Here is a 15,411-nt window from a genome sequence, read left to right as displayed (position 1 = left end):
CGAATCTATGGACTTCTCGCGCGCACCGCGCGGTATCTCTCATTGGAGGACCTTCTGCGCGAAGCGCGAGTTCAGCGCATTATGCTCACGGTGGAGGAATGATGAGGTTCTCGACGCGGGTGGTGCTGCTGCAGACGGCGACGGCCGTCGCAGTGGTGGCGGTGTGCGCCGTCGTCTTCCTGCTCATCGGCATTCAGCAGCTGCGCACCGAGGCCGAGAACTCCGCCCTCAACATCGCCCGTACCGTGGCCGTCGACCCGCAGGTTCGCGCCGACGTCGCCGGGGCAAGCGCCGATCCGGGCACACCCCAGGCTGCGGATCTTCGAGACGGCGAGCTGCAGAGGCTCGCCGGCGCGGTGACCGAACGAACCGGCACGCTGTTCGTCGTGATCACCGACGACCACGGCATCCGGCTCGCCCACCCCGACGCCGACGCGCTCGGCCAGCCCGTGAGCACCGACTTTCGCGAGGTGCTCGCCGGAAAAGAGGTCGTGACCTGGCAGCAGGGCACCCTGGGAGTCTCGGCCAGGGCGAAAGTTCCCGTGCTGCCTCCCGACGGAGAGGGCGCTGCGCCCGTCGGCGAGGTGAGCGTGGGCTTCGAGCCGTCGAGCGTCTTCAACGACCTCCCCACGTTGATCGCCGGAATCGTCGCCGCAGCCGCAGCCGCTCTGCTGCTGGCGGCCTTCTCGGCGATGCTGTTGCGCCGGCGGTGGGAGCGCCTGACCCTCGGCCTTCAGCCGGAGGAGCTCGTGGCGCTCGTCCAGAACCAGGCGGCCGTGCTCGACGGCGTGGGCGACGGCGTCGTCGCGTTAGACGAACACGGGCTGGTGCGTCTCTGCAACGAGACGGCGCGCGGCCTGCTCGGTCTCTCTGAGCCGGAGGGCCGGAGCCTCGCCGATCTGGGTGTCGCGCCGGCCATCCTCGTCGCCGTGCGCGAAAAAACGGCGGGAGACGGCATCGTGTCTGGCGAGCGTGTTCTCTACGTCGATGCGCAGCCGGTGCGCCGCGACGGTCGCGATCTCGGCACGGTGCTGATCGTGCGCGACCGCACGGATCTGATGGCACTGAGCGAACGCCTCGAAACGGTGCGCGCGATGACGAGCGCGTTGCGCGTGCAGCGGCACGAGTTCGCCAATCGCCTGCACGTGGCGGCCGGCCTGCTCGACGCCGGTCGGGGGCCGGAGGCGCGGGAGTTCCTCGGCGAACAGCTGCAGCGCGGTCCGGTGGACTACCCCGTCGAGAACATCGAGCTGATCGGCGATGCCCTGCTGCACGCGCTCATCGGCGCGCACGCGCTCGAGGCGGGCGAGCGGGGCGTGAGGGTGTCGGTCGCCGCCGACTCGCTGTTGCTGTCTCCGCTCGGCGACGTCGAGGATGTGGCCGCGGTGCTCGGCAATCTCGTCGACAACGCAGTGCGTGCCGCGGTTGCCGGGCACGAGCCACGCCGCGTGAGCATCGGCTGTTACGGCGACGGCGCGGACCTCGTGCTCACTGTGTCGGACTCCGGGCCGGGCGTCGCAGAGACAGACGACCTGTTTCGTCGCCGCGAGGGCTCCCGCATCGACACCTCGGCCGGCGCCGCCGATCGCGTGCACGGCCTGGGCGTCGGTCTGCCGCTGTCGCGCGAACTCGCCCGCCGTCACGGCGGCGACGTCTGGCTCATCGCCTCAGGCAGACCGGATGCCGACGAGCCCGACTCGCGCGCCGACCCGGCGGGCCCGGGTTCGGGCCGCGGCGCGTCGGATCCCGGACAGGACCTCTCGGGTGCCGTCTTCGGAGCACGCCTGCGCAACGTACTCGACATCACATCTCCTTCGAAGGATCACGCCCTATGACCGCACCCGTTCGCGTCCTCGTGATCGAAGACGACTTCCGCGTCGCCGGACTGCACCGCGACATCGTCTCCGAACGACCCGGCTACCTGGCCCTCGAACCGGTGCGCACACTGGCCGAGGCGACGATCGCGCTGCGCTCCGAGCGCCCTGATCTGTTGCTCGTCGACGCGTTTCTGCCCGATGGAGACGGCGTAGCGTTCCTTCGCGATGTCGGAGTCGACGCCTTCGTGCTCTCGGCCGCTACCGACGCCGGCACCGTGCGGCGCGCTCTGCGCTCGGGAGCGCTCGGCTATCTAATCAAGCCGTTCGCGCAGCGCGCGCTCACCGATCTCCTGGATCAGTACCTGCGCTTCCGCAACATCCTCGACGACGAGCGCGCGGTCGCCCAAGAAGACATCGATCGGGCCCTGGCGATCCTCCGGGCGGGCGGCGACTCGCCCTCGGTCTCCCGTTCCGCGACCGAGCAGGTTCTGCTCGAGGCTCTGGGCGACACCGAGTCGTCGGCTTCGGAGATCGCGGACCGCGCCGGCGTCTCGCGGGCCACAGCGCAGCGGCACCTCTCGGCCATGGCGGCGCGCGGCGTGGTCGACGTGCGACTTCGTTACGGCACGACCGGTCGCCCCGAGCACCGCTACCTGCGGGTGCACGCGTGACGCCGATCGTTCTGCTCGACCAGGTCGTACACACCAACTACGGCCAGTTCACCCTGGAATGGGACTCCTCGGGCACCACCTGGGACGGCGACGCAGATCGCTTCTTCGCCGGTCAGCTCAACGGTTGGATCGGCGCCGCGGTCGAGGGAGTCGTGGTCGTGGTACTCGCCCGATACGGAGGCGGCTCCGCTCTGCGTGCCGAACTCTGGCTCCAGGAGCCGCAGCAAGAGGCGCCGACGGATGCAGCGTGGGAGGACTCCGTGGAAGTCTCGATGACCGTCTCTGCCGGTGACTCCGTCGGCTGGGGCACCTGGAGCTGGGCAGACACCGGCACCCTCGACCTTCCCGCAGGAAGCTACCGGCTACGCGCGAGTGCCCGCGGCCGTGACGCGGGTCAGGCGGGCGAGTTCGATCCCGATGTCGTCGACTTCTACCTACTTCAGTTCTGGTTGGCACCACCAGCTCCCGACGCGGTCCTGCGCACGGCAAGCGCCGATGCGGCTTATTGGAACAAGGAGTGGGGCAGCCGCCGCTGACCACGGCAGGGAGTGTCGAGTAGTCGACGCTAACCCCCGCATCGAGCGCGGACCACGCCTTACTGTGCACCACCATCACCATCCCCACCCCGCCCTCTGCTGCCCGGCCGCGCGGGCCGGGTTGTTCCTGCCGTGCCATCCGGGCTCGCGCACGTGCGGTTTGCCGTTGATTATCACGAGTTGCCACGCCGAGGTGTGGATCGTGGCGTGATGGAACGGGCACAGCAACGCCAGGTTGTCGACGTCGGTGCGTCCGGCCAGAAAGCTGCTGCTTGTCCACGGAATGACATGGTGCGCCTGACAGCGCGAGGGCGGCGCCAGGCATCCGGGAATCACGCAGCCCCCGTCGCGCGCGGCGAGGGCTCTTCGTTGTCGGCGACTCGCCAGTCGCTGCGTCTTTCCTTGGCTCAGCACTTGGCCCGCCGCACCGAAGACGGTCGCCGTAAGCTCTGCGTCGCACCCGAGCATCTGAATCGTGCTCATCGGGATCGGTTCGGAGCTGCCGTCTATCCAACCGACGCCGTGGCCCGCTTCGAGGTCTCTCGCCGTGACGTGCACGGTGATGGTCGGCGCCGACCCGTTCAGTCGAGATGCCGAGGGTGACGCCGCGGCCAACTCGATCAGCGCCATCACCGCGTCGAGAAGCTTCTGCTCGGCCGTGCGCGGGTCGACGACCGCGAAGCCATCCGGGTCGGAGATGCCACTCGGGGCAGAAGTGCCACTCGGGCCAGCTGCACCGCTCACGCCAGGGTCACCCTCGGCACCCCCGCCCGGCGCATCCGGCGCATCCGGCGCACCCGGCGCACCCGGGTCAGCCGTGCGCGGACTCAGAATCGAGTCGACCGCCGCAAGGAAAACCCCCAGCTGCAGCGGCGGAAGCGCATAGCGCCCGCGAGCCATGCCGTCGGCGCCCACCCTGGGGTAGCTGAACCCTCGCAAGTGCTGCTTGACGGCATCCCGAGGCTCGGCCCCATCGGGGTCGAGATGCTCACGGATGCGCGCAGCGAGTCGCGCAAGCTCGTCGACCGTGTAGCGGGGTGCCGGCAACCCGCCGGCGTCGGGCTCGCCGAAGGTCTCAGTGGCCGCCTCGACCAGGCGCTGCTCGGCCTCGTCGACCGCCTCGGACCACGTGACGTGCGACACCACCTCGCAGAGGGAGCGGCAGATGATCGACGCGGCGTCGGCCCCGACCTGGCCGGCGAAGAACGCGCTCTCGACCGCGGGAAAGCGACTGGGCAGCGGCAAGCCCGTCGGTGACAGCGAGGAGCGCACGAACCGCCCCAGGGCCACGCGCCCACCCGCCGTGCGTTCGGAGATATTCGCCGTGGCCGCGACCAGCTTCTTGGCCGACGCGAATCCGTGCCGATAGGCCAGACCCGAGCCCTCGAGCTCGCGCCGCGACTCGTGCTCGACCTCTGCCGCGACCCAGGTGCGGGCAGCGTCGCTGGCACGGCCCACCTCTTCCCACGCGTGCACGGCCTCGAGCAAGCCGTCGCCCGACACGGCCCCCGCCATCACCGCACCACGCTGCCCGTCGAGCAGCTCACGCAGACGCGCAGCGATCTCGCTGAGCGATGCGTCGTGAAGGTCCATACGAGAATTCAAACAGCAGCCACCGACACTGCCGTCGTGCCGCCAAATACGCCCTGACCAGCCGATTCCCCTGTGGATAACCACTCGACCCACCCACCTGTGGAGGACTAGACGCCCGATCACGCACACGCCCGCCTATCCACATCCGCCGCCCCTCATTAGCATCGGAATCATGCCCATCAAGCTCGAGAATGTCGCCGTCGCCGTGCGCGATCTCGATGCGACCATCGCCTTCTTCACCGACCTCGGCCTCACCATCATCGGCCGCGACGAGGTGAGCGGCGAGTGGGCCGACACCGCGGTCGGCCTGGATGGCAATCACGCCAAGATCGCCATGCTGCAGACCCCAGACGGCAACGGCCGCATCGAGCTCTTCGAGTACATCCACCCCGCCGCCATCGAGACGACGCCCACGCTGCCCAACGAGATCGGCATGCACCGCATCGCCTTCTCGGTCGACGACATCGACGAGTCGCTCGCCATAGCGGCGAAACACGGATGCACCCCGCTTCGCGGGGTGGCGACCTACGCGGACCTCTACAAGCTCGCCTACGTGCGAGGCCCGAGCGGCATCATCGTGATGCTCGCTCAGGAGCTGCGGAAGAGCTGACGATCGCGCCCGCGGGTCCCGCCCGGCGCCTAAATGCTTACCCTTCGACGCAGAACCGCAATGTTTGCGCGAGAACACTGCGGAAATGAGCGACTGCGCACCGCCCCGAGTTGCATAAAAATGCCGCTTCCCTTCATCGGGAGGCGGCATTTTTGTGCAACTCGGCGCACAGTCGGCCGCCGTCGGCCGCCGCAAGCCGCCGTGAGACCCCGCGTCTCGACAAAACTCGCCGCGTTCAGCCTTTCGGTGTATTGTCGACAAACGACAGTCGTCTGCATCTCGGGCGGCTGCGTCTGTCCGCATGACCTGCGCGACCCCACGCTGAGGAGCCTCGATGACCATCTCCCCCTCGATTCGTCAGACCTCGCCGGAGGCCACCGTCTCCCCGAGCGACCGCGTTCTGCGCACCCATCTGCCGAAGCGCGAGGCCACCCCGGGCGTCTCGGTGCGGGAGGCCGACGTCTCACTCCGTCTCGACGGCGGAGGCAATGGACTTCTCGACACCACCCACTTCGACACGGTGCGCTTTCCCCCTCCCGCCTGGATCCAGGCCGAGATGGCGACCGCCATCGACAACGGGTCGTGGGCGTACACCCCCTACCGCGGCGCCCCCGAGGTGCTCGAATCTCTCGCCGGCCCCATCTCGACATTCCTCGTCTCCGATGTCGGCGCCGAGAACCTGGCCCTCACCCCCGGCACCCAGGGCGCGATCTTCACCACCCTCTCCGCGATCGTGAACGAGGGCGACCTGGTGCTGCTGGCCGACCCCGACTACCTCTTCTGCGAGCGCATCCTCGAGTTCCTCGGCGCCCGGGTCGAGCGCATCCCCCTTCTCTTCGACACCGACGAGCCGACCCTCGACCTCGACCTCATCGAGAAGCTCAGCGCCGAGAAGCCGAAGCTGCTGATGTTCAGCCACCCCAACAACCCCACGGGCGCGATCTACTCCGAGGCCATGATCGCCCGGGTCGCCGAGCTGGCCGTCGCCGGCAACTTTCTCGTGATGGTCGACGAGCTCTACAGCCGCCTGGTCTACGGCAACACCCCGTTCCATCACCTGCGCACGCAGCCTGGCATGCCGGAGCGCTCGATCACGCTGCTCGGCCCGTCGAAGACCGAGTCGATGAGCGGATTCCGCATCGGCGTGATCGTCGCCCCGAACAGCATCATCCAGAACGTCGAGCAGTGCCTCGCCATGACCTCTCTTCGCGCACCGGCCTATTCCCAGCGCCTGCTCGGTCGCTGGCTCACCGGCGACGCCGACTTCCTCGCCGAGCGCATCGCCGACCTCGAGGCGCTGAGAGACATGACCGTCGCCAAACTCGGCGCGGTTCCCGGGCTGCACATGCACCCGCAGAACGGCACCGCCTACCTCTTCGTCGACGTCTCGGCGTTCGGCGCGACCGACGTGGAGATCGCGGGGGCCCTGCAGCGCGAGGCCCGCGTCATCGTCTCGCCCGGCTACCAGTTTGGTGCCCAGGGAACCGGCCACTTCCGCATCTGCTACGCCCGCGACGAGGCCGAGTGGGCCGCCGCCCTCGACCTCATGGTGACGTGCCTCACGGGCTTCGCCACCCGCGCGGGCATCTCGGCGTGAGCGACCCGGCCGGCTCCGCCGCCACAGAAACCGCGCGCACCGTGAGCGACCCCACCGGCTCCGCCGCCGCACCGGATGCGCCACGCCCCGCAGGCGCGTACGCCGTCGCTCGCGCCGTCGGCGACCTCGTGCACACGGCGGGCATGACCCCGCGCCGAGACGGCGCACTGGTCGCCCGGGGCACCCTCGGCGACACGATCGACGACGATCGCGGCCGCGAACTGGCCGCCCTCGCGACCGAGCGCGCGCTCGACGCCGCCACGAGCATCCTGGGCCCGGGCGAGCATCTCGTCGAGGTCGTCTCGCTCACGGTCTTCATCGCGGCGACCCTCGGCTACGAGCGACACAGCAGCATCGCCGATGCCGCGAGCGCGCTGATCGTCGACCGGATGCCCGGGGCGCCGCTGCCCGTGCGTGCCGCCGTGGGCGTCGCGTCGCTGCCGGGCGGCGCTCCCGTCGAGGTGCAGCTCATCGCGCGCTTCGCTTAGAGAACGCCACGCGGCAGGCCCGACGCGCGAGGCCCCGACGTGCTGGGCCCGACGTGCTGAGCCCCGACACAATGGCGCCCGCACAATGGACACCCGCACAATGGACACCCGCACAATGAAGCGCGCGCCCGGGTGAACACACCGGACGCGCGCAACTCGATCGACGAGCGGCTCAGTACCCCCGCGAGCGCTCGTACAGGTTCTTCAGCGGCTCCCCCGCGCGCCAGCGGCGCAGGTTCTCGAGGAACAGCTCGGTCAGTGTGGCGTTCTCACTCGCGACGGTCGAGGCGGAGTGCGGCGACAGCAGAACGTTGTCGAGATCCCAGAGGGGAGAGTCGGCGGCCAGGGGCTCGCTCGTCACCACGTCGAGCGCGGCTCCGAGCAGTCGACGAGATCTCAGCGCCTCGATCAGCGCCTGCTCGTCGACGACCTGTCCGCGCGAGATGTTCACCACGATGGCCTGCTCGGGCAGCAGAGCGAGCTCGTCGCGCCCGATGAGCCCCTCTGTCTCGGGCGTGAGCGCCGAACACAGCACGAGCACATCGGTGCTGGGCAGCACCTCCGCGAGCCGCGACGTGTCGCTGAGCGTCACCGAATCGGGCAACTCGTACGAGCCCCCTGGTCGGCCGACCGCCGTCACGCGCGCGCCCAGGGCATCGAACACCGAGATCACGTTGCTTCCCATGCCGCCCACGCCCACGACCGAGACGCCGAGGCCCGCGAGTTGGCGCGTCGTGTAGCGCTCCCAGCGGTGCTGCCGCTTCTGCTCCTCGAGGTGTGGAACCCCCTTGATGAAGTGCAGCGCACCCGTGAGCGCGAATTCGGCGAGCGGCACCGCATGCGTGCCGGCCGCGGTGGTCACCGTGATTCCGGATGCGTCGAGCCCGGTCCTCGACATGAAGGCGCCGATTCCCGCGCTGGTCGCCTGGATCCACTGCAGCTTCGGCGCGTTCGTCGGAAGACTAGAGGGATCCCTCCAGTCGAAGTCGAACGCCACGTCGGCCTGGGCGAGCAGCCCCAGCCAGCGTTCCTCGGCCGCGGCGTCAAGGGCCGGTTTCACCCCTCCGTGGTCGGCGGCATACCGCGGTTCGGGTAGCAGTTCTGGCGCGTACAGCACCTCGACATCCGGGGCCGACGCGATGGCGTCGACGTACTGCTGCTCGAGGAACGTCGAGATGAGGATCTTCGTAGGCGAGGTCACTGGGCTCATTTCGCGAGGCGGGGAAGGGAGGCGAGCACGTCGGTCGTGAGTGCCGGCGAGGCCTCCGGCGACGAGACGACGGCACGGAGCCGGTCGAGCGGCCCGCACAGCACGGGCACGAGACCCGGACCGTGGCCGGGCATCGGCGATCCACCATGGCAGATCACACCGATGGTGACCCAACCGCCGCGGTAGCCCATGTTGTGACGCACGTCGAGGTTCTCGATCGCCCACAGTTCTCCGAGCCGCATGTCGCGTCCGGCGAGGTCGGGCGAGTCGTGCACCACGGCGAGGTCGACGTCCCACATCTGCGCGGGGCGGCCGATGCCGTTGCCGCAGACCTTGCTGGGCAGCACTCCCGCCACGTCGACGGATGCGACACCGTCGACAGTCGAGATCGGCAGCGATGCGAAGAGGGTGGGATCGACGTTCATGACCGCGACCTCGCCCGGCAGCCCCTCGGGCGCGAAGCCCTGGCCCAGCGAGCGCACGCTCATCTGGTCTCCGGGAAGGATCTTGCCCATGGTCTCGTCGTCGAACGCGGCGATGACCCGGCCGCTCTCGCCGCGCTTGCCCACGACGTGGCCGACAGCGCCCGCGGCGAGGCCCGAGCGGATGACGACCTCGTTGCCGATGCACGAGAACGCGGTGAGGCCGAAGCGTGCGCCGGGGTCGGGGTGCACCAGCGTCACGCCGGGCGCGACGTGGTCGCCGTCGGTGCCGAAGACGCTGTCGCCGAGGTGCACTCCCAGCACGATTCCACCGTCGCCGGTGGGAACATACGGATGCCCGTCGCGGTCGATCTTGTAGGCCACCATCGGGGTGAGGGCGGCGTGCTCGGCGATACCGAGCAGGTTGTTGGCGACGAGATCAGGCATGGTCTGCCTCCTGGTGAGCGGCGGATGCGGCGGAGTCGAGCGCGTGGGCGAGGTTCGCCGTGTCGCTCACAGAGATGGAGAAGGCCGAGGCCGGACCCGAGAGCAGGGTAGACGGACCGGGCCCGTGGCCGAACAGGCGGCATTCACCGGTAGAAATCACGCCGATGGTGACGTAGCCGGGCCGGTAGCCGCGCCCGAAAGAGTGGTCCTGGTCTTCGAGCAGAACGATGTCGCCGATGCGCAGCGACTCCAGGCCGAGCGACAGGTCTTCGGACAGGCCGGGGTAGGCGCCCATCAGGTCGGTGTTCGCGAATTCCGACAGCATCCCGCCACCGGCGCCCGCGGCCTCGGCCGGAACGCGCATGGCGACCTCGACGGCGAGCGTGCCGTCGGGCGCGGTGGAGAACGGCAGGTAGTCGACGAGCGACGGGGCGAGGTTCTTGACCCGGATCTGCGGGTGGTCGAGGAATTCGAGCCCCTGGCCGACGGCCTCGATGCTGACCTTGTCGCCGGTCGTGACCTGGGCGAGGTCGGCTGTCTCGAGGTCGGCGAGCACATAGGCGTGCTGGCCCAGCACCGTGCCCTGCGCTCCCGTCGCCGGGCCGGAGCGCACGGTGATGGTGTTGCCGACGCAGCTCAAGAACTGCAGGGCCGCATTGGCCTCGGCATTCGCGTGGCGGATGGAGAGACCCGGCTCGAGGTGGTCGCTGGCATAGCCCGTGGCCGCGTCGCCGATGTGCGCGGCCATGGTGACCCCGCCCATGCCGGGCAGCAGAAACGGGTTGCCGTCGGCATCCACCCGGTAGCCGTGACGGTCGGCGAGCGGCGGCCATACCTCGCCGGTGAGGATCTGGGTGACCAGACGGTCGGCATTCGTGCGCAGAGTCATCGGCGCTATCCCTTCGCGATCGGAGCGGTGCCGAGCGAGAAGCCCCGCACCCGGATGGCCGGCGCGGAGGCCGAACCGTTGAAGACGTTCATGAGCGGTTGGCTCAGGTAGTCGCGACCGACGCCGTCGACGCGGGCCAGAGCATCCAGAACGCTCATGGTGAAGCGCATCGACTCGACCGGGTAGGCGATCTTGCCGTTCTTGATCATGAAGCAGGCGTCGCGGGTGACGCCGGTGATCGTGGTGCGAACCGGGTCGACCGTGCGGGTGTACCAGAAGCGCTGCAGGTAGACGCCGTTCTCGATGCCCGCGATGAGCTCCTCCTCTGTCGGCTCGGAACCGCGCAGGATCACGTTCATGGGAATCGCGTGCGGGGCCTCCTCGCGGGCGATGTGGAAGTTGCCGGTGGACTCGCTCTTCAGGGCGTACGCGGTCTCGCGATCGGTCACCGCCGACTGCGCGATGCCGTGGGCGATCATCGGAACGTCGCGCTTCGATGTGCCCTGGAAGTCGAACGGGAACGGGAGTCCGACGTCGCTCGTCGCGTCGTCGTGAATCGAGACGAGCGACGAGGCCACGAGTTCGCCTCCGCGATTCGCGATGGCCCCGAATCCCGCGCTGAGGGCCGAGCCCGTGAATCCGAACGCTCCGAAGAAGTCGAGCAGTTCGCCGGCGGCCAGGGGGCCGAGAACGACGTCGTATTCGCCCGGTTCGAGCTTGGCTCTGCCGCGGGTTCTGGATGCCTCGGCGAGGGTGCGCGTGACGGCCGCCTCGGCGCCGAGCCGGTTCGAGAACCGCGACATGTCCTTCCAGTGCGAGGAGCCGTCGTCGATGCGCACGGTCAGCGACCCCTGCGCCTCGGACGCGTACGCGTAACGCGAGAGGTGCGCTTCGCGATCGTGGAACGCCACCTCTGTGACAGCGCGACCGAACATGCCGGCGGCCTGTCCACCCAGCGCGTTCGCCTCGTTCATGGCGCGGTCCGCGAGGCGGGCATGGTCGGCGACCGACCAGGCGGCGGTGTCATCTCCCCAGAGCAGCGAGCTGTCGAACGCGCTGGCCACGGTGTCGGTTCCGGGAGCGGGCAGCTCGGTGCGCAGCGGCGCCGGGGCGACCCCGTCTTTCGCCTGCTGGGCGGCGGCCGCGCAGGCGCGGTCGACCGCGGCGCCGAGCGCGCCGAACGAGCTGGATGCCGCGCGCGAGACTCGCCCGTCGACCTCGGCTCGCACCATGATCTGCACCTCGTCGATGGCCTGGCTCTGGTGCACCCGGGCGCCGGCGAAGCGGGTGAAGTCACCCGAGCGCGAGGTGATGAACGCCTCGACCTTGTCGGCGGGAGCGTCCTGCAGAGCGCGCTCGAGCGCATCCGTCGCGCGGTCGCCCCCGAGGGCGGGCGCGAATGTCTCCGCGGTGCGAGATGAGGTGATGTCGGTCATTTGTCGACTCCGATCCGAACGTTGCGCACGAGAGTGGGTGAGGCCCCATGGCCGAGGAACCCCCACTGCTTGGGTTCGCCCTTGCCGCAGGGCATGCCGAAGGCCTTGAACTCCTCGGGCCCGGCGACGGCCTCGACCGATTGCCAGAACTCGGGGGTGGTTCCTCCGTACGAGAATCCGCGCAGCAGGCGGCCGCGCTTGCCGTTGGTGACCTCGTAGGCGACCTCGGTGCCGAACTGAAAATTGTGCCGACGCTCGTCGATCGACCAGCTGCGGTTGTCGTCGATGTAGAAGCCGTTGCCGAGGCGATCCTCGAGCTCCTCGGTCGATCCGGAGCCCGGCTCGAGGAACACGTTGGTCGAGAAGCACACGGGCAGGTAGCCCCAGCCATCGCTCCGCGCGGCGCCGGTGGACTCGGCGCCGATGCGCGCGGCCGAGTCCCTGGTCGACAGGAAGTTCTGGATGATGCCCTCGCTGATGAGGGGTTTGCGCGAAGCGGGCACGCCCTCGTCGTCGAAGCCGAACGAGCCCCGCGTGCCGGGGACGGTCGGGTCGGAGGTGATGTTCACAGCGGGCGAGCCGTACTTCATCGACCCCGCGGCATCCTTCGTGATGAACGAGGTGCCGGCGTAGTTGGCCTCGTCTCCCAGAATGCGGTCGAGCTCGAGCGCGTGACCCGTGGACTCGTGGATCTGCAACGCCATCTGGGCCGGGCCGATGATGAAGTCGGCGTATCCGGCCGGGGCCAGCGGCGCGGTGAGCAGCTCGACGGCCTCGCGGCCGATGCGGTCGGCCTCCTCGACCATGCGCAGACCCTCCACGTACTCCCAGCCCGCCTGGGCGGTGTTGCCGTGGAACGAGTTCGGGAACGACCGACGCTGCATCGTGCCGTTGCCGGCCGCGTTCACGAGCGCCATGGCTCCGCTCTCGATGAAGTGCTGGTGCTGCACCGACCCCTCGGTGTTCGCAAAGTGCCGGTGCTGACGCTTGGCGTTGAGCCCGGCCTGGGCCATCACGATCTCGGCAGGCTTGCTGGCCGCCGCGAGGATCTCTGCGAGCAGGTCGTAGCGTGCCGACGACGAGACCCCGAACGGATCGATGGCGACCTCGGTGAGGTAGCGACCACTCGCGGCCGGCAGCGGTGGGAGCTCGGTGCGGTAGGCGTTGCTCACGGAGTCGGCCGCCCGCGCGTTGGCGAGCGCCCGGCTCGCCGCGATGGAGACGTCGGCCGTGTCCCAGATCGGCAGAGACGCGAAGCCCCAGCTGCCCCGATAGAGAACACGCACTCCGATGCCGAGATTGTTCTCGACGCGCTCGTCGACGCCGGCCTCGAGTGTCGAGTAGAGCCGCAGCTCCTCGGCCTCGATGAGGCGCACGTCGGCGTAGTCGACGCCGGGCACATCGACCGCGGCGAGTGCGATCTGCAGCATTCCGGCGGCTGCCTCGTCGCTGGCGAGATCGCCCCAGGCGTGGGGGTCGAGCCCCACCGAGGCAGCGGTCACGGTGTCGAGGCTCATCAGCGAACCAGCTCGCCTTCGGTGTCGGCCTCGGAGGAGTCCAGCTCGGCAGCGGTGTCGGTCGTCGCGAGCGGGAAGTCGCACCAGGCGCGGGTGCGGAACGACTTCTCGAACGCGTTGATCGTCTCCTGCACCAACGCGCCCTGGCCGAAGTCGCCCTGGTTGAACTCCTCGCCGCTCAGGATCTCGGTGGCGAAGTCCTTCACCAGGTTCGAGTAGAAGAGGAACGGCCACGGCTCGGTCGACGCTCCGCCCTCGGGGAAGTACTCCTGCGGGATCTCGAGCTCGACGAACTCGACCGAGTCCTTCTTCGCCACCTTGATGGTCTGGCAGATTCCGTTCTCCTCGACGAGGCGCACGATGATCGCGCCCTCGGAACCGTAGATGCGCGCCTCGATGCCGGGGAAGTTGCCCACGGTCACGTACGACGACTGGATGCTGCCGAGCCGGTTCTTCTCGAACTCGGCGATCCACATGTCGCCGTCGTCGATGTTCATGGCCTGCATCTTGCCCGTGTCGCGCACCATGCGCTCGGGAACGAAGTTGCGCATCGTGCCGACGACGGATGTCATGGGCGCGTCGAGCCACCAGTGCATGATGTCGATGATCGGGGCGCCGTAGCCCTCGATCGACGACACCGCGATGCGGTCGGGCGAGGCCTCGAGGTCGACCTGGCGCAGCGGGGTCTGCGGGTCGAGCCACTGGCTGTTCTGCTCGTAGCCGTTGAAGATGTAGGGCTCGCCGATGTAGCCGGTGTCGATCAGGTGCTTGGCGAACTGGATGGCCGGGGCGAAGCGGAAGGTGAAGCCCAGCTTGGTCTTGACGCCCTTCTGGGCGGCGAGCTCTGCGGCGCGTCGGGTCTCGAGGTAGTCGCTGTTCACGGGCTTCTCGCACAGCACGTGCTTGCCCGCGGCGATGGCGGCCATCGAGATCTCGAAGTGCATGGCGTTGCCGGTGGCCACGTCGATCACGTCGATGTCGGGGTCGTTCACCAGTTCGCGGTAGTCGGTCACAGCGCGGGCGATGCCGAACTCCTCGGCGGCGGCCTTGAGAGCATCCTCGTTCACCTCGGCCAGGGCGACGACCTCGACCCGGGGGTCACGCTGCCAGCCGGGGATGTGCGAACGAACGGCCCAGCGACCGGCTCCGACGACGGCTACGCGAAGTTTGGGGGTGTCCATGGTGAATCTCCTTTGAAATTGAGCGGGGTGACGAAATAGAGAGAACGAAAGCGGTCGGGCGAGCTCAGCTGTTGAGGCGCACGCGAGGGTCGATGACCGAATAGAGCAGGTCGACGATGAAGTTGACGACCACGATGAAGATGGCGGCGAAGAGCACGGTGCCCACGATCATGGGGGTGTCGAGGTTCGAGATGGCGTCGAATGCGAGACGCCCGATGCCGTTGAGTCCGAACACGGTCTCCACGATCACGACGCCGCCGAGGAAGTAGCCGAAGTCGAGGCCGATCATCGTGATGAGGGGAATCGCGATGTGCCTAAAGCTGTGCCTCCAGAGGATGACGTGCTCCGGCATGCCCTTCGCCCTGGCCATGCGCACGAACGGCGAGTCGAGCGTCTCGATCATGTTCGTGCGGGTCATGCGGGCGTACCAGGCGCCGCCGCCGGCGCCCAGCGTGAAGGTGGGCAGAACGAGGAACCAGATCACCGGGTCGCCGAGGCCGTTGAGCGGGAAGAGGCCCCAGGTGAACGCGAAGTAGTAGATCAGCAGCAGACCGAGCCAGAAGGGCGGAGCCGAGAGGCCGATCAGCGAGATGAACGTGATCACGCGGTCGACCCAGCTACCGCGGCGGTAGGCCGCGTAGATGCCGGCGGGCACCCCGAGCAGGATCTGCCAGATGATTCCGCCGACGGCGACGAGCAGTGTCGTCGGCAGCGCCGCGGCGATGCGCCCGAACACCGGTGTCTCGCGCAGCACGTACGAGGTGCCGAGGTCGCCCGTGAGCAGCCGGCCGATGAATCCGAGGTACTGCTGCCACAGCGGCTCGTCGAGGCCCAACTGCTTGTGAATGGATGCGATGGTCGCGGCGCTGGCATTGGGTCCGGCCAGGGTCGTGGCCGGGTCGGCCGGCACCGCGTAGACGAGAAGGAAGGCGAGGCTGACCACGCCGAAGAGCACGATCGCCATCTGACCGAGGCGACGCAGGATCCACCAGAACAT

The 15,411-nt window shown here is 68.8% G+C and carries 14 protein-coding genes; 6 read left to right on the top strand and 8 right to left on the bottom strand.

The window, feature by feature from the left end; genetic code table 11:
- Window positions 1-101 precede the first annotated feature (101 nt).
- Genes ASF79_RS10945 through ASF79_RS10935 form a run of 3 tightly spaced genes read left to right on the top strand, consistent with a single transcriptional unit; the run spans window position 102 to window position 3,024 of the window.
- Window positions 102-1,835, top strand: coding sequence for a sensor histidine kinase (locus tag ASF79_RS10945; RefSeq protein WP_055856015.1), 1,734 nt, complete (start codon window positions 102-104; stop codon window positions 1,833-1,835).
- Window positions 1,832-2,488 carry a response regulator gene (locus ASF79_RS10940; protein ID WP_055854977.1) on the top strand — a complete coding sequence of 219 codons (657 nt, stop codon included), beginning with the start codon at window positions 1,832-1,834 and terminating at the stop codon, window positions 2,486-2,488. Before ASF79_RS10945 ends, ASF79_RS10940 begins: the two co-directional genes overlap by 4 nt.
- Complete coding sequence (locus ASF79_RS10935) at window positions 2,485-3,024, top strand: hypothetical protein (protein ID WP_055854975.1); 540 nt, start codon at window positions 2,485-2,487, stop codon at window positions 3,022-3,024. The genes ASF79_RS10940 and ASF79_RS10935 overlap by 4 nt, the downstream gene beginning before the upstream one ends.
- A gap of 75 nt (window positions 3,025-3,099) precedes the next feature.
- On the opposite strand, the gene ASF79_RS10930 is transcribed toward ASF79_RS10935, so the two are convergent.
- The gene (locus ASF79_RS10930) at window positions 3,100-4,617 is read right to left on the bottom strand and encodes an HNH endonuclease signature motif containing protein (protein ID WP_055854973.1); all 1,518 of its coding nucleotides are present in this window, start codon (window positions 4,615-4,617) and stop codon (window positions 3,100-3,102) included.
- 172 nt (window positions 4,618-4,789) lie between these two features.
- Here ASF79_RS10930 and ASF79_RS10925 point away from each other — a divergent pair, with 172 nt between their 5' ends.
- The 3 genes from ASF79_RS10925 (at window position 4,790) to ASF79_RS10915 (ending at window position 7,312) form a co-directional block, all read left to right on the top strand.
- Window positions 4,790-5,227, top strand: coding sequence for a VOC family protein (locus ASF79_RS10925; RefSeq protein WP_055854972.1), 438 nt, complete (start codon window positions 4,790-4,792; stop codon window positions 5,225-5,227).
- A 334-nt stretch (window positions 5,228-5,561) separates the two neighbouring features.
- Complete coding sequence (locus tag ASF79_RS10920; protein WP_055854970.1) at window positions 5,562-6,824, top strand: pyridoxal phosphate-dependent aminotransferase; 1,263 nt, start codon at window positions 5,562-5,564, stop codon at window positions 6,822-6,824.
- Complete coding sequence (locus ASF79_RS10915) at window positions 6,821-7,312, top strand: RidA family protein (RefSeq protein ID WP_200933571.1); 492 nt, start codon at window positions 6,821-6,823, stop codon at window positions 7,310-7,312. The genes ASF79_RS10920 and ASF79_RS10915 overlap by 4 nt, the downstream gene beginning before the upstream one ends.
- A gap of 172 nt (window positions 7,313-7,484) precedes the next feature.
- Here the strand turns inward: ASF79_RS10915 and ASF79_RS10910 are convergent, their stop codons facing one another.
- From ASF79_RS10910 to ASF79_RS10880, 7 genes are all read right to left on the bottom strand, one after another.
- On the bottom strand, window positions 7,485-8,513 hold the full coding sequence (locus ASF79_RS10910; RefSeq protein WP_200933570.1) for a D-2-hydroxyacid dehydrogenase: 1,029 nt from the start codon (window positions 8,511-8,513) through the stop codon (window positions 7,485-7,487).
- Window positions 8,514-8,518: 5 nt separating this feature from the next.
- Entirely contained in the window at window positions 8,519-9,391 is an 873-nt protein-coding gene (locus tag ASF79_RS10905) for a DUF4438 family protein (protein ID WP_055854966.1), read from the bottom strand.
- Window positions 9,384-10,280 carry a DUF4438 family protein gene (locus ASF79_RS10900; protein WP_082495845.1) on the bottom strand — a complete coding sequence of 299 codons (897 nt, stop codon included), beginning with the start codon at window positions 10,278-10,280 and terminating at the stop codon, window positions 9,384-9,386. The genes ASF79_RS10905 and ASF79_RS10900 overlap by 8 nt, the downstream gene beginning before the upstream one ends.
- Before the next feature lie 5 nt (window positions 10,281-10,285).
- Complete coding sequence (locus tag ASF79_RS10895; protein WP_055854964.1) at window positions 10,286-11,716, bottom strand: TldD/PmbA family protein; 1,431 nt, start codon at window positions 11,714-11,716, stop codon at window positions 10,286-10,288.
- Window positions 11,713-13,233, bottom strand: coding sequence for a TldD/PmbA family protein (locus tag ASF79_RS10890; RefSeq protein WP_055854963.1), 1,521 nt, complete (start codon window positions 13,231-13,233; stop codon window positions 11,713-11,715). Before ASF79_RS10890 ends, ASF79_RS10895 begins: the two co-directional genes overlap by 4 nt.
- On the bottom strand, window positions 13,233-14,414 hold the full coding sequence (locus ASF79_RS10885) for a Gfo/Idh/MocA family protein (RefSeq protein ID WP_082495844.1): 1,182 nt from the start codon (window positions 14,412-14,414) through the stop codon (window positions 13,233-13,235). The genes ASF79_RS10890 and ASF79_RS10885 overlap by 1 nt, the downstream gene beginning before the upstream one ends.
- 64 nt (window positions 14,415-14,478) lie before the next feature.
- Window positions 14,479-15,411 carry an ABC transporter permease gene (locus ASF79_RS10880; protein ID WP_055779358.1) on the bottom strand — a complete coding sequence of 311 codons (933 nt, stop codon included), beginning with the start codon at window positions 15,409-15,411 and terminating at the stop codon, window positions 14,479-14,481.

Origin of the sequence: Agreia sp. Leaf335 (genome assembly GCF_001423605.1) — a bacterium.
Lineage (GTDB): Bacteria > Actinomycetota > Actinomycetes > Actinomycetales > Microbacteriaceae > Agreia.
This window is presented reverse-complemented; position numbering and strand designations above follow the sequence as displayed.